The organism is Ilumatobacter sp., from assembly GCF_030065885.1.
GTDB lineage: Bacteria > Actinomycetota > Acidimicrobiia > Acidimicrobiales > Ilumatobacteraceae > Ilumatobacter.
In genome coordinates this window covers 1-12,793 of sequence record NZ_JASJCS010000032.1, presented here as the reverse complement: position 1 = coordinate 12,793, position 12,793 = coordinate 1, and the positions used below count along the sequence as shown (strand labels likewise).

Here is a 12,793-nt window from a genome sequence, read left to right as displayed (position 1 = left end):
CTGCGGAGCCGCCGGCTGAGGAGCTTGGGGGCCACGTGGGGACTGGCTGGAGATCGCCCGGCAGATCGCCCAGCGGCTCGGCCGCCCGTTGCGAGAACGCCTCGGCACGGCGCGCTCGGATCGGGCGAGAATGTCGGCATGCTCCGGTTCGGCTCGTGCACCGTCGATGTGGCCGCTCGAAGCCTCGTGCGCGACGGGCACGAACAGCACCTCGAGCCGCAGGCCTTCGACGTGCTCGCGTATCTGATCTCGCATCGGGACCGCGTGGTGCCGAAGGCCGAGCTGCTCGACGAGATCTGGGGCGACCAGTTCGTGTCGGAGTCGGCCCTCACCACGCGCATCAAGGAGGTTCGCCAGGCCGTCGGGGACGACGGCGCCCGGCAGGGGGTCGTCAAGAACTACCGCGGGCGGGGCTACCGGTTCGTCGTCGACGTCGACGCCGCCGCCGCAACCGGCGCCGCCACGGGCGAGACCGCGGCATCGCCTGCATCCCCGGTCGTGGTCACCAGCTTGCTCGGGCGTGACGACGACATCCGCTCGATCGTCGATCTGCTCGACACGGCGGGCCTGATCACGCTCGTCGGCCCGGGCGGCGTCGGCAAGACGTCGCTGGCGCGCGAGATCGGTCGAGCCGCACGGGACCGGCACGCCGACGGCGTCAAGGTGGTGCGACTCGCCCGGATCCGCGACGACCACGGCGTGGTCCATGCCTTTCGACGCGACACGGGGCTGCTCGATGCGGGGGACGGGGACGGGCTGATCGCCTCGATCGCCGAGCTGGACGCACTGGTCGTCGTCGACAACTGCGAGCACGTCCTCGACGAGGCGACCAGGATCATCGCCGAGATCGTGGACGCCGCCGGCAACGTCCGTCTCCTCGCGACCAGCCGCGAGCGGCTCGGCATCAACGCCGAGCAGCTCTGGCCGGTCGCTCCCCTCGGCGACGAACCGGCCCGTCGTCTCCTGCTCGAGCGGGCGCGGGCGGTGCAGCCCGGGTACTCATGGGCGTCCGAGGACGAGACGAGCATCGACCGCATCCTGAGTACGGTCGACCGCCTCCCGCTCGCCATCGAGATGGCGGCCGCCCGTCTCCCGTCGATCGGTGCCGCCGACCTGGCCGACGTGCTCGCCGATCGCCTCGACCTCCTCCGATCGACCGACCGAACCGCCGACGACCGGCACCGGACGATCAGCGCGCTCATCGCCTGGTCGGAGGATCTCCTGGAGGCGGACGAGCGCGAGCTGCTCGCGACACTCTCGGTGTTCGCCGGGCCCGTGCCGGTCGTCGACATCGCGGCGGTGGTCGATGCCGACGCGGCAGGGTTGTCCGTCGGCCCGCTCGCCGCACTCGTCGACAAGTCACTCGTCGTGGCCGAGGCGGTCGAACAGCCGACCCGCTACCGGCTGCTCGACACGGTGCGCGCCAGCGCGTCGAAGCGGCGGACGGCTGACGTCGACGCCCGACACGCCCATCACGTCGCCGACGTCGTGTCGCAGAGCGACATCTCGCTGCGCACGGCCGACGAGCTGGCGAGCGCGAGGCGCCTCGACGGACTCGTCGCCGAGATCCGGCTCGCGCACCTGTGGGCCCGGCGACACGAGCCGCTCCTCGCCGCCGAGCTGACCGCAGGCTTGCTGCATTACGCGCACGAGCGGCAGTGGACCGAACCGGCAGCATGGGCGCAGGAGTTGGTCGACCGGTACCCGTCCGATCAGGACGTCCCCCTCGCCGCCCACGCAGCACTGGCCGCCGACGCATCGAACCGCGGCGACTACGAACGAGCGGCTCGCCACGCCGCAGCAGCGCAGGACTGCGACGACCCTCGAGTTGCCGCCAGCGCACACGACACGCTGGCCAACGTCGGGATGTACACCGGCGACGTCGACGCCACGCTGCGGCACGGATCGTCCCTGATCGCGATCGGCGAGCGGACCGGCGATTCGTCGATCCGGATCGCCGGTGCCCTGGGCGTGATCCTGGCCCACCTCTACGGGGAGCGGCACGACGACGCCGGCGAGGCGCTCGGCCTGCTCGAGACCGGCGCCGCCTTGAGCCCGACCAGCGCCGCCTGGGCCGCGTACGCACACGCCGAGGTGCTCGCCGCCACGGAGCGGGAACCCGAGGCGATCGAACGATTCGATCGAGCGGTCGAGCTGGGCACATCGGTCGGGAGCCGCTTCGTCGTCAGCGTTGCGCAGGTCTCGACGCTCGCCGCCCTGACGAGGACCGGCGACACGGAGGCGGCGATGGCCGCGTTCGTCCCCGTGCTCGCCCACTACCGCAGGACGCGCAGCCTCACCCACGGCATCACGGCGTTGCGCAACCTGATCGGGCTGCTCGTCAGAGCGGGCGACGACGAGCCGGCGATGGTGCTGCTCGGCGCGCTGTCGAACCCGGACGTGAAGTCGACGTACGGCATCGAGTCGGAACGTCTCGTGAGCGCTCGCGAGACGGTGGTCGAGCGTGTCGGCGCCGGCCCGGTCGAGGCGTGGCTGGCCGAGGGCGCCGCGCGAACGCCGGCGTGGGCCATCGACTACGCCATCGACGTGCTCGATCGCGGATGAGCCCGGACGGTCGCCGAGCCGCGCCACTTCGCGCACACGAGTGCGACACCGGCTACGACACGACTTCGGTGTACTCCTCGAGTTCTTGGACTCGTGAGATCAGATCGCCGTCCAGCTCGACCTCGAGCTCGCCGGTCCACCGGCTGCCCCCTCGATCGAGCTCGATGACGAAGGTGAACGCATCGTCACCTGTGGGGGTCAACTCGCTGACGCGGGCTGCGTTCGTCAGCCAACCGGCCGCGATGGCGACGATGTGCTGATCCAGGGTCACGGTCGCGGCCCTCAGCACGAACCGGGCGTCGTCCGTGAAGACCGAGCGAAGCTCCTCTGCGTCCTGCTCGTCACCCGTCCACTCGTTCCCGGTGCGGATCCACGTGTCGACCAGTTCGGTTGCCACCGCCTCATCGTCGGCCTCGTCGGACCTCGTGGCGCCCCACAGGCCCACGGCGACAGCGACCACTGCGAGCGTCGCAACGAGTGGCACCAGCCACTTGCGGGAACGACGGGTGCGGTCGGATGCGGGGGCCTCGGGGGTCAGTGTGCTCATGACCATCTCCTTCCACCCGGCGAGGACTTCCCTCCGACTCCATCATCAGAGCGTCGGCGCAGAACCGCAAGAGCCGTTGGCACTGTGCCTCCCGACCGGCACACCAGCAAGGGATCGCGACGCCGGTGCGGGTGCGTCCCATCACGTGGTGGAGGAGGCTGTCGGCAGGCTCGTGCTGGATGGTGGGCGTTCGACGCATCAGTCCTGCGAGCGGGGGTGTCATTGCGGTCGCCGTATGCCTCGCCCGTCTCCATGGGCGCACGTCGGAGGGGGCCGTGTTCTCGTGTTCGCGAGTGCTCGCGCCTGGCGACGAGGGCGTGCCGGTGTCGGACTGGATCGACGCGTGCGCCGTTCGGCGCTCGTCGGTAGCCGTATGGTTGGGCATGACCGAACCCGTCCGGGTGATGCTCGAGAGTGGCAAGAAGAAGCGTGTGGTGGCGAGCGCCTTCGACTGGCCCGGGTGGGACCGCAGCACCAAGTTGGGTGGCGACGTGCTGGCCGTGCTGGATTCCTATCGACACCGCTTCGCCAAGGTCGCCGAACGTGCTGGCTACGGTGACGAGTTCGGGCGTCTGGGTGATCTCGAGGTGGTCGAGCAGGTCGAGGGCATCGGCATGACCGACTACTACGGTGTCTCGGGACGGGCCGCGACGGCGGAACGCGGTCCCATGACCGAAGCCGAGCTCGACCGAAAGCTCGCGCTGCTTCGGGCCTCGTGGACCTCCTTCGACGACACGGCGGCACGCGTGTCGTCCGACCTTCGCAAGGGCCCGCGAGGTGGAGGCCGGGAGAAGGACCTGATCATCCAGCACGTGAACGGCGCGGAGATCCACGAGTTCGCGCCGAAGGTCGGTGTGAAGGTGCCGTTGGAGACGAGGGACGACCCCACGGCCCTGCGCGCCTACCGCGACGCCTTCGCCGATGCGATCCGCGAACATCACGCTCGCGGTGAACCAGCGCGCTCGTGGGCGTTGCAGTTCCTGATCCGACGCTGTGCCTGGCACATGCTCGACCACGCCTGGGAGCTCGAGGACCGGGACCTGACCGGTGCCGAGCCCGATTCCACAGCTCAGTACAATTGAGCCCAAGCGCTCGCAGAGTTCAACTGCACCGCTGCAAGTTGAACCCAGTTGTGTCCTCAGCGGTTCACCACTGCTCGACTGCATGGTCGGCCCACACGCACCGACACCCGCTGGACCGACGAACACACTCGGACCAAGCATGCCGAGCTCCGAGAACCCCTTTCGCAGGGTGAGCCTGACGTCGACGGGGTCGACGACAGCAGGTGATCCGTCGCTACCGCAGGCCTGCCTTGTCGAGGATGCCGATGAGGGTCGGACGGCGGCGGTGTTGTTCGCGCAGCGCGGCGAGATGTTCGGCGAACTCGTCGGAGAGGTCGGCGGCTGCTGCCGCATTCTGGGCTCGCTCGAGCTGCTTGGCCGCCGTGCGGTAGTTGCGACGATCGGCCTGCTGCAAGGTCGAGTCGACGAGGCGGAGGTAGACGTTGAGCGCTGCGGCCGGGTGGGTCGCTTCTCGTTCCTCGGCGAGGCGCCCCCACCGCTGATCGCCGATCGCCTCGGCGTCGGCGTCGGCGTCGGTCGCTGCGGTCCAGGCGGCGTCGGTGTCGCCGTCGGCGAGTCACGAAGCTGAACGAGGTCGCCATCTGTACCGCGACGCTCGCTGCGTTGGTGGCGATCGGCGGGTCGAGCCTCGCCGATGTGACGGTGTCCTTCACGGGCTCGACGGTGTGGCTGCTGGTCGGCGCATTCGTGGTCACGGCGGGCGCGAAACGATCCGGCGTGGCCGAGCGCCCGGCGTTCGCGATCGGGCCGGGCGTCGAGGAGAATCTGAACACGGGGATCGTCGGATGGATCAGCTCGATACACCGACCGATGGCCCTGAGTGACGCGATCGCCGAGTGCGCGAAGCACGTCGAGGACGCGAACGATCAGGTGATACGCCTCGTGCTCGTCGGGCAAGCGATGTCCACGACCGCAGCCTGATCGGACCGGACGGATACGCCACGTCCCGGTCCGTCCGCTCGAGTTCTTTCCCGGCCGGACGCGCGCTACCGATCGCCGAATCGGTAGCCCATGTTGCGGACGGTCTCGATGCGCTCGGCACCGAGCTTCTTGCGAAGGTTTCGGATGTAGACGTCGACGACGTTGCTGCCCGGGTCGAAGTCGTAGCCCCAGATGTGACTCAGCAGTTGCTCGCGAGAGATCACCTGTCCGGCGTGACGCATCAGGAACTCGAGCACCTGGTACTCGCGGGCGGTGAGCTCGACGGTCGAGCCTGCGATGCTCGCCCGACGAGTACGGATGTCGAGCACGACGCCGGCCGCGTTGAGCGTGGTGACATCGCCGGTGCCGGTGTCGCGGAGTCGCACTCGGACTCGGGCCAGCAGTTCTTCGAAGCTGAACGGTTTCGTGATGTAGTCGTCGGCGCCCTGTTCGAGGCCGCGGACGCGATCGGGGATCGAGTCTCGTGCGGTCAGCACGATCACCGGCATGCGCTCCCCGCGCGCTCGGATGCGGTTGAGCACCTCGATGCCGTCGAGCCCTGGGAGTCCGAGGTCGAGGATCATCAGGTCGAAGTTGTCGTCGCGGGCGACACTGGCAGCGGTCGTACCGTCGTCGACGACCATCGTCGTGAACCCGGCAGCCTCGAGGCCCTTGCGGACGAACGCGGCGATGCGGGCCTGGTCTTCGGCCACCAGAATGCGGGTCATGTCACGGTCCTCTCGGGGGTACTGACGTGTTGGCTCATGTGTGGTCCGAGCCCCGCCGTGCGGGACCGGATCGGGGCAGGGTGATGGTGAACGTGGCGCCGCCACCAGGCGTCTCGATGACCTCGACGCTGCCGTGGTGACCGTCGACAACGGCGCGCACGATCGACAGCCCGAGCCCGACACCTTCGGTGCGGGGATCGGCTGCACCGCGATCGAAGCGCTCGAAGACCCGCTCCCGGTCGTCGGGCGGGACGCCCGGTCCGTGGTCTGCGACCCACAGGCTGACGGTCGTGTCGTCGCTGGAGCTTCCGACGGAGATCTCGTCGCCGGGTGAGGTGTGTTCGACAGCGTTGCGGATGAGATTCAAGACAGCCTGGGTGATGCGCTGCTGATCGAGCTGCACGATGCCGTCGCCGGCCGCGAGCCGCCAGCGCCGGTCCCCGAGTGTTCGCGCCTTCATCACGAGTTCAGCGGTGAGTTCGCTCAACTCGGTCGGCTCGGGAGTGATGAAGTCCGGCTGCTCGGCTTTCGCCAGCAGGAGCAGGTCGTTGACGATGCGCGCCATCCGGTCGAGTTCGTCGGTGACGATCGCAACGGTCTCGGCTCGATCGGCGGGATCGTCGCCGAGCAGCTCCAGGTGACCGCGGACCACGGTGATGGGGGTGCGCAGTTCATGGCCCGCATCGTCGACGAAGCGACGTTGCGTGGCGAACGCCGTGTCGAGCCGATCGAGCATGTCGTTGAACGTCGCAGCGAGCCGGCCGATCTCGTCGTTCGACTCGACCGGGATGCGGCGCGACAGGTCGGTCTCGGTGATCGCCTGCGCGGTGTCGGTCACCTCACGTACCGGTCGCAGCAGGCGTCCTGCGAGCAGCCACGCCGTCGACAGTGCGATCAGCATGACCAGCCCGCTCACGATTGCCTCGGTGCGGATGAAGTTCTCGACCTCCTCGCGTTCTTGTCGCTCGAAGTTGGCTACGACGAATACCCCGGCGGTCGACCCGTTGGCGGCGAGGGGCACGGCGAGGTAGCGGACCGGGCCGGCGTCGGTGTCGAGCGCGCCCCGCTCACCCTCGGTCAGCGCAGCCCACTGTTCGACCAACGCGACGTCCTGATCGAGACGGACGCCCTCCGGCGCGATCGTGGTGCGATACGGCTCGCCGTCGACGAGGGTGATGTACACCTCACCCTCGCCGGGGACGTTGCGACTGAGGAACGTGTCGAAGATCGCAGCGACGTCGGAGCCGAACGGATCACCGGTCAGCGGGTTGCGACCGTCGGCGAGTCGGATGATCTCCTGGCGTTCCTGTTCCAGCGATTTCTCGACCTCGTTCGCCAGTTCGCCCAGGAGGATGGCGCGCTGCAGTACCACGGCGAGGCTGGTCCCTCCGACAAGCAGGACGGCGACGACACCGAGAACGCGTCCCCGGAACCCGACACTCCGACGGCGCCGGTCAGTCATCGTCGCCTCCGTCGTCCCCATCATGATCGTCGTCGTCCCCGTCGTCCCCGTCGTCGCCGTCGTCGTCCGAGGGCGGCGCTGACGGTGGCGGGGGCGGGGGCGGGGTCGTTGCTGGCGGCGTCGTCGGTGGTGGCGGCGGCGCGGTCGAGATCGGTGGCGTGGTCTCGGCAGGTTGATTCGGCGGGGGCAGGGTCGTTGCTGGGGTCGGAGGTGTCGGGCCGATGATCGGCGGCGGCACGACCGAAGCGCCGGGCTCGACGACGGTCGTCGTCGTCGCAGAACTCGAGGTCGGGGTCGGTGTCGGTGGTTGCGGATCGAGTTGGATCGCCGGGATGGGTTCCAGCGGCGCATCACTGCCGAGCGACGCTGCAAGCCAACCAATCGCGAACGCTGAGCCCGCGATGAGCAGCCCGAGCGCGACTCGCCCGGCCGTACTCATCGCAGGGCGCTCTCCGGAGCCATCCAACGGTCTCGGGGCCGCCGGTCGACACCATCGCAGGTCGTCACTCGGCCAGCATGACCTGCCACGACGCAGTGAGGATGAAGCAGAGATGAGGAATCTTTCATCTGCCCGACCACGGACGGCGACTCCACTGTCGAGTGTCGGTGGGTCAGCCGGGCTTCCGCCCGCGCCGCCGGTCTCGAGATGAACGCTCCCTCACGTGACCTTCACCGCGGGTTCATCGCCGGACCGCACTCTGGCGTCCGTTCCACCAACCACCATCCGTCAAGAACGGAGTCCTCCCATGTCCATCGTGTTCGATCCGGCCAGGATCTCGCAGCTCAAGTTCGCCTACACCACCCGCCACCTTCGCCCGGGCCTCGTCGCCGGCATGACGACCGAGGGGTCACCTCGAGCCGGCGATGTCGTGATCGCCCGGGTGGTGGAGATCGGCCAACACCAACGTCTCGAATGCACCGACAGCCGCAGGGCGACGTTGTTCCCCGGCGACGAGATCGTCGTCTGCTACGCCAACCGGTACGCGCCTGCGCAGTACGAAGCAGTCGTCCCCACCACGCTGGGCCGCTGCGATCTCGTCGCTGCGGGCGGCGTCGCAGCCACTGCGCTCAGCCGACACGCTTCCAAAGATGAGCCGACCGCGATCGACGTGCTCGGCTTCGCCACCGATCACGACGGACGACGCATCAACATCGCCGATCACCGCACCGTGCCGACGCCGAACACGTGCGGCGACGCCGCCGCCCGGCCGTTCACGATCGTGATCGCGGGCACATCGATGGACTCCGGCAAGACCACGACCGCTGCCGGCATCGTCAAGGGGCTCGTCACGACCGGGTTGTCAGTCGGAGCGGCGAAGGTCACCGGGACCGGCGCCGGCAACGACCTGTGGTTGATGGCCGACGCCGGGGCGCGACCCGTCGTCGACTTCACCGCGGTCGGTATGCCATCCACGTTCATGATGGGACACGAACGCATCGTCGACTCCTTCGTGTCGCTCCACCACCACCTCGCCGATGCTGGCGTCGACGTCGCTGTCATCGAGATCGCCGACGGACTGTTCCTCTCCGAGACCGCCGCCCTCCTCGCCAGCGACGAACTCCGAGCGCGCTGTGACGGCATCGTCTTCGCCGCCGGTGACGCCGCAGGCGCACAGAACGGCGTCGGCCTCCTCCGCTCTCTCGGCCACGACGTGCTCGCCGTCTCCGGCCTGCTCACCGCATCGCCCCTCGCCGTTCGCGAAACACAGTCATGCGTCGATGTGCCGGTGCTCACGCTGCCCGAACTCTGGGCAGCCGACCACACACTCCTCGACCGGGCAGCGTGGGCCCATCGGCTCCGGGCCGTCCCGGCAGCGACCAAACTCGAGAACGTCAGCGTGTCGCCGGCCAAGTTGGCGTCGTGATCCGCGTTTCGACGGCACACCGAGTCGGCCTCCTCGCCATCCTCGTTGCCAACGGGATCGGCCAGGCGGCCGCCGCGATCGCCGCCGCGGTCGTGGTCGAGTCCGCGTTTTCGCAGCTCGGTCAACCCCAGACCATTGGAAGCGTTGCGCAGGTCGCCGCCTCACTGCTCGGTGTTGCGACGATCGCCGCAGCGCTCAGAGGACGCGAACGTATCGACGCCGAACGACTCGGCCAGAGCTACTGCCACGACCTGCGAATGCACCTCGTCGACCGGCTGACCGCGATGTCGCCGCGGTCCCTCCACCTGAGAAGCACCGGGGCGACAGCACTGCGCTTCGTCGGTGATCTCACCGCGATCCGCAACTGGGTCAGCCTCGGCCTGGCACGCCTCGCCGTCGCCGGAACCATGATCACGGGCACCCTCGCCGCGCTTGCGTTGATCGACCGGCGGCTCTCCGTCGCGGTCGGTGCCGCCTGCGTTCTCGGCGGGGTCGGCGCGATCGCACAGGGCCCGGCGCTGCGTCGAGCGAGCCACGAGGCGCGACGACGTCGGGCACGCCTCGCCGGACGCGTCACCGAGGCGATCAATGCCGTCGGCGCCATCCACGCCAACAACGCCGTCGACCGAGAGCGTCGCCGTATCCGACGAGGCTCCGAACGGCTCCGCAACGCGATGATCGACCGGGCCAAACGTCTCGGCCGCCTCCAGGCGATCGCCGAAGCCACGACATCGGCAGCCACCGCCAGCCTGCTCGTCGTCGCTCTGGCCACCGGTCTCGGCGGACCGCAAGTCGCCGCCGCGATGACCGTCGTCGGGCTGCTCGTCCCGCAGCTGCGAGGACTCGCCCGAGTGCAGGAGTACCGCCAACACCGCAACGTCGCCGTCGACGCCATCGGGCGCTTCGTCGACCGCCCCACCATGCTCACCCCACCGACAGACCCCCGACCTCTCCCCGACGGACCCGGCGAACTCGCACTGCGAAACGTGTCGATCGGACCTGTCGCCGACGTCAGCGCCACCCTCCACGCAGGACAGACCGTCGCGCTCGTCGGCCCCAACGGCGCCGGCAAGACGACGCTGCTCGCCGCGATCGCCCGGCTCGTCGACGTCGACGGCGGCTCGATCGAACTCGACGGAGTCGACCTCGCCCACGTGACCTTCAGCGACGCCCACACCGCCGTCGGCATCAGCGCACCCGACCTCCCGCTCATGCGAGGGTCGCTCCGACGCAACCTCACCTACCGCCGACGCGACGCCTCCGACACCGAGATCGACCACGTCATCGACCTGTGCGACCTGCGACCACTCATCGCAGCACTCCCCGCCGGAGTCGACCACCGCATCAGCGAGAGCGGCAGCAACCTCTCGTCCGGGCAGCGCCAGCGACTGATGCTCGCCCGAGCCATTCTCGGCCGGCCACGGCTCCTGCTCCTCGACGAAGCCGACGCCAACCTCGACGCCACCAGCGCCTCCGTCGTCGACCGCGTCATCGAGGCTCATCACGGCTCGTGCATCATCGTCACCCACCGAGCCGAACGAGCCGCCGCCGCCGACCTCATCTGGCACGTCGACAACGGACAACTCATCGAACACGGACCCAGCTGCGACCTCCTCCGTCCCGGCACACGAACCGCCGCGCTCTTCGGTTTCGACGAGTCGACGGACGGCTGCGCAGCCTGACCGAGACAGCGTCGGGTCCCCCGCCCGAAGGTCAGCCCGCTGCAGTCGCCGACGTGGCGGGCGCGATCACGCACCCCTGGTCAACGCTTTGCGCACCCGCCGGCTGCGGTTTGTCGACCCGAAGGTCAGCCCGCCATGGCCTCACGCGACGACGGTCGATTCGCGAAGTCCCAGGGTGTGGGCTTCCCTGATGACGCAGACACGCCCCCTCGGGTGTCCTGGCCGGCGAAATCGTGCTCTCGCTTGTTCGCGCGGTGTTCGCGGTCCAACAGAAAGAGGCCCCGTCCGATCTCTCGGAAAGGGCCTCTGACCTGGTCTTTCAGTTGGTGGCGGGGGCAGGATTTGAACCTGCGACCTTCGGGTTATGAGAAACGAGTCTGCTGTCTGCCCACGTCGGCGCTCGGTGGCATCGGTCCTGCTCAGCCAGCCTCCAGGCTCACGACAACCGCGGGTTCGTCTGCACTCGTCGGCGCAAGTCGGTCTGCGTTGCGTTGTACACGTGTTGTACGGACCACGGCACTCCCACGCCGCGGCCGTGTCCCGTGGTGTGGTGGAAGTAGGTCGTTGACCCTTGGCTTCGTTGGCCGATGTTAGGCGGCCGGGAGTTCGGGTTGTTCGGTGGTGGTTGCCTCCTGGAGGTGTTGGTCGATGCGGGCCATGGATTCTTCGCTGAGGTAGCGGCGTTCGGCGACGGCCCATTCGTCGTGTTGTTCGAGCAGGACGGCACCGACGAGACGGATCACCGAGGCGTCGTCGGGGAAGATCCCCACGACGTTCGAGCGACGCTTCAGTTCCTTGTTGATGCGCTCCAGTGGGTTCGTGCTCGAGATCTTGCGCCAGTGCGCTCGTGGGAACGCGGCGTAGGCGGTGACGTCGCCTTCGGCGCCGGCGAGGATCTCAGCGGCGGCCGGGAACCGGTCTTCGAGCATGGCGACCACGGTGTGCAGCTGGGCTCTGGTCGCGTCGGCGTCGGGTTGAGCATGGATCGTGCGCACCGTCGCGGCGACCATGTCTTTGTGGGCGTGGTTGACCGTGGCCAACAGGTTGCGGGCGAGGTGTACCTTGCAGCGCTGCCAGGTGGCGCCGGTGAACACACGGGCGATTGACGCTTTCAAGCCTGAGTGAGCGTCGGAGATCACGAGGCGAACACCGTCGAGGCCGCGCGCTCGCAGACTGCGCAGGAAGGCCGTCCAGAACACTTCGTCTTCGGAGTCGCCGACGTCGACGCCGAGCACTTCACGGTTCCCATCACTGGTGACGGCGGTGGCGACCACGACCGCTCGGGAGACGATGCGATGGTTGTTGCGAGCTTTGACGTAGGTGGCGTCGAGGTACACGTAGGGCATCGCCATGTGGCCGAGTGGCCGGGTGCGGAACACGGCGACCTCGTCGTCGATGCCCTTGCAGATCCGGCTGACGGTCGACTTCGACACCCCCGACTCGCATCCCAACGCCCGCACCAGATCATCGACCTTCCTCGTCGAAGTGCCGGTGATGTACGCGGTCATGATCACTGCCCACAACGCCTGATCCACTCGCCGACGCGGCTCGAGCAGAGACGGGAAGAACGAGCCGACCCGCAGCTTCGGGATCCGCAGCTCGATGTCACCCGCCGGCGTCGACAGGGTGCGCGATCGGCCACCATTGCGCTGGTTCGTGCGGGTGTCGGTGCGTTCGTGGAGTTCGGCGCCGATCGTGGCGGTGAGCTCGGCGTCGATCAGTTCTTGCATCCCGCGCTCGAGTAGCAGCCGGAACAGATCCTTGGTGTCACCGTCGCCGAGTTGCGCCAGCAGCGCGTCAAGGCGGGCATCATCGTGTTGGGTCATCGCGTGTCCTCTTCCTCAGTGAGTTCTTGGTCGTTCTCACCAAGGGTCACGCGATGGCCCACCTCACCGGTGGACCACCTCCACTACTTCCACCACCTCACGAGACGCCAACCAC

At 68.5% G+C, this 12,793-nt stretch carries 11 protein-coding genes; 6 read left to right on the top strand and 5 right to left on the bottom strand.

The annotated features are described in order from the left end of the window. The first annotated feature begins 138 nt into the window (after window positions 1–138). Window positions 139–2,565: a winged helix-turn-helix domain-containing protein gene (locus tag QNJ12_RS09270; protein ID WP_300621997.1), complete on the top strand. Its 2,427-nt coding sequence runs from the start codon at window positions 139–141 to the stop codon at window positions 2,563–2,565. Window positions 2,566–2,617: 52 nt separating this feature from the next. Here the strand turns inward: QNJ12_RS09270 and QNJ12_RS09265 are convergent, their stop codons facing one another. Beyond that, entirely contained in the window at window positions 2,618–3,112 is a 495-nt protein-coding gene (locus QNJ12_RS09265; protein ID WP_300621995.1) for a hypothetical protein, read from the bottom strand. A gap of 383 nt (window positions 3,113–3,495) precedes the next feature. Between QNJ12_RS09265 and QNJ12_RS09260 the strand changes: the two genes are divergently transcribed. Further along, entirely contained in the window at window positions 3,496–4,194 is a 699-nt protein-coding gene (locus QNJ12_RS09260; RefSeq protein WP_300621992.1) for a hypothetical protein, read from the top strand. Window positions 4,195–4,408: 214 nt separating this feature from the next. On the opposite strand, the gene QNJ12_RS09255 is transcribed toward QNJ12_RS09260, so the two are convergent. After that, window positions 4,409–4,684 carry a DUF6880 family protein gene (locus QNJ12_RS09255; protein ID WP_367281771.1) on the bottom strand — a complete coding sequence of 92 codons (276 nt, stop codon included), beginning with the start codon at window positions 4,682–4,684 and terminating at the stop codon, window positions 4,409–4,411. Between QNJ12_RS09255 and QNJ12_RS09250 the strand changes: the two genes are divergently transcribed. Both QNJ12_RS09250 and QNJ12_RS09245 read left to right on the top strand, forming a co-directional pair. Continuing rightward, window positions 4,634–4,762 carry a hypothetical protein gene (locus tag QNJ12_RS09250; protein ID WP_300621986.1) on the top strand — a complete coding sequence of 43 codons (129 nt, stop codon included), beginning with the start codon at window positions 4,634–4,636 and terminating at the stop codon, window positions 4,760–4,762. The two genes, QNJ12_RS09255 and QNJ12_RS09250, sit on opposite strands and share 51 nt — an antisense overlap. 35 nt (window positions 4,763–4,797) lie before the next feature. After that, on the top strand, window positions 4,798–5,115 hold the full coding sequence (locus tag QNJ12_RS09245) for a hypothetical protein (protein ID WP_300621983.1): 318 nt from the start codon (window positions 4,798–4,800) through the stop codon (window positions 5,113–5,115). A 65-nt stretch (window positions 5,116–5,180) separates the two neighbouring features. On the opposite strand, the gene QNJ12_RS09240 is transcribed toward QNJ12_RS09245, so the two are convergent. After that, complete coding sequence (locus QNJ12_RS09240; RefSeq protein ID WP_300621980.1) at window positions 5,181–5,843, bottom strand: response regulator transcription factor; 663 nt, start codon at window positions 5,841–5,843, stop codon at window positions 5,181–5,183. Window positions 5,844–5,877: 34 nt separating this feature from the next. After that, window positions 5,878–7,215 carry a cell wall metabolism sensor histidine kinase WalK gene (locus QNJ12_RS09235; protein WP_300621977.1) on the bottom strand — a complete coding sequence of 446 codons (1,338 nt, stop codon included), beginning with the start codon at window positions 7,213–7,215 and terminating at the stop codon, window positions 5,878–5,880. Window positions 7,216–8,051: 836 nt separating this feature from the next. Between QNJ12_RS09235 and QNJ12_RS09230 the strand changes: the two genes are divergently transcribed. Both QNJ12_RS09230 and QNJ12_RS09225 read left to right on the top strand, forming a co-directional pair. Beyond that, the gene (locus QNJ12_RS09230; RefSeq protein ID WP_300621974.1) at window positions 8,052–9,170 is read left to right on the top strand and encodes a hypothetical protein; all 1,119 of its coding nucleotides are present in this window, start codon (window positions 8,052–8,054) and stop codon (window positions 9,168–9,170) included. Next, the gene (locus QNJ12_RS09225; protein WP_300621971.1) at window positions 9,167–10,852 is read left to right on the top strand and encodes an ABC transporter ATP-binding protein; all 1,686 of its coding nucleotides are present in this window, start codon (window positions 9,167–9,169) and stop codon (window positions 10,850–10,852) included. Before QNJ12_RS09230 ends, QNJ12_RS09225 begins: the two co-directional genes overlap by 4 nt. 590 nt (window positions 10,853–11,442) lie before the next feature. On the opposite strand, the gene QNJ12_RS09220 is transcribed toward QNJ12_RS09225, so the two are convergent. Next, window positions 11,443–12,678, bottom strand: coding sequence for an IS256 family transposase (locus tag QNJ12_RS09220; protein WP_300621968.1), 1,236 nt, complete (start codon window positions 12,676–12,678; stop codon window positions 11,443–11,445). Window positions 12,679–12,793 lie beyond the last annotated feature (115 nt).

Coding starts and splice junctions, on each gene's coding strand:
- QNJ12_RS09270 (WP_300621997.1), top strand. CDS start 139: ATGCTCCGGTTCGGCTCGTGCACCGTCGATGTGGCCGCTCGAAGCCTC.
- QNJ12_RS09265 (WP_300621995.1), bottom strand. CDS start 3,112: ATGAGCACACTGACCCCCGAGGCCCCCGCATCCGACCGCACCCGTCGT.
- QNJ12_RS09260 (WP_300621992.1), top strand. CDS start 3,496: ATGACCGAACCCGTCCGGGTGATGCTCGAGAGTGGCAAGAAGAAGCGT.
- QNJ12_RS09240 (WP_300621980.1), bottom strand. CDS start 5,843: ATGACCCGCATTCTGGTGGCCGAAGACCAGGCCCGCATCGCCGCGTTC.
- QNJ12_RS09230 (WP_300621974.1), top strand. CDS start 8,052: ATGTCCATCGTGTTCGATCCGGCCAGGATCTCGCAGCTCAAGTTCGCC.
- QNJ12_RS09220 (WP_300621968.1), bottom strand. CDS start 12,678: ATGACCCAACACGATGATGCCCGCCTTGACGCGCTGCTGGCGCAACTC.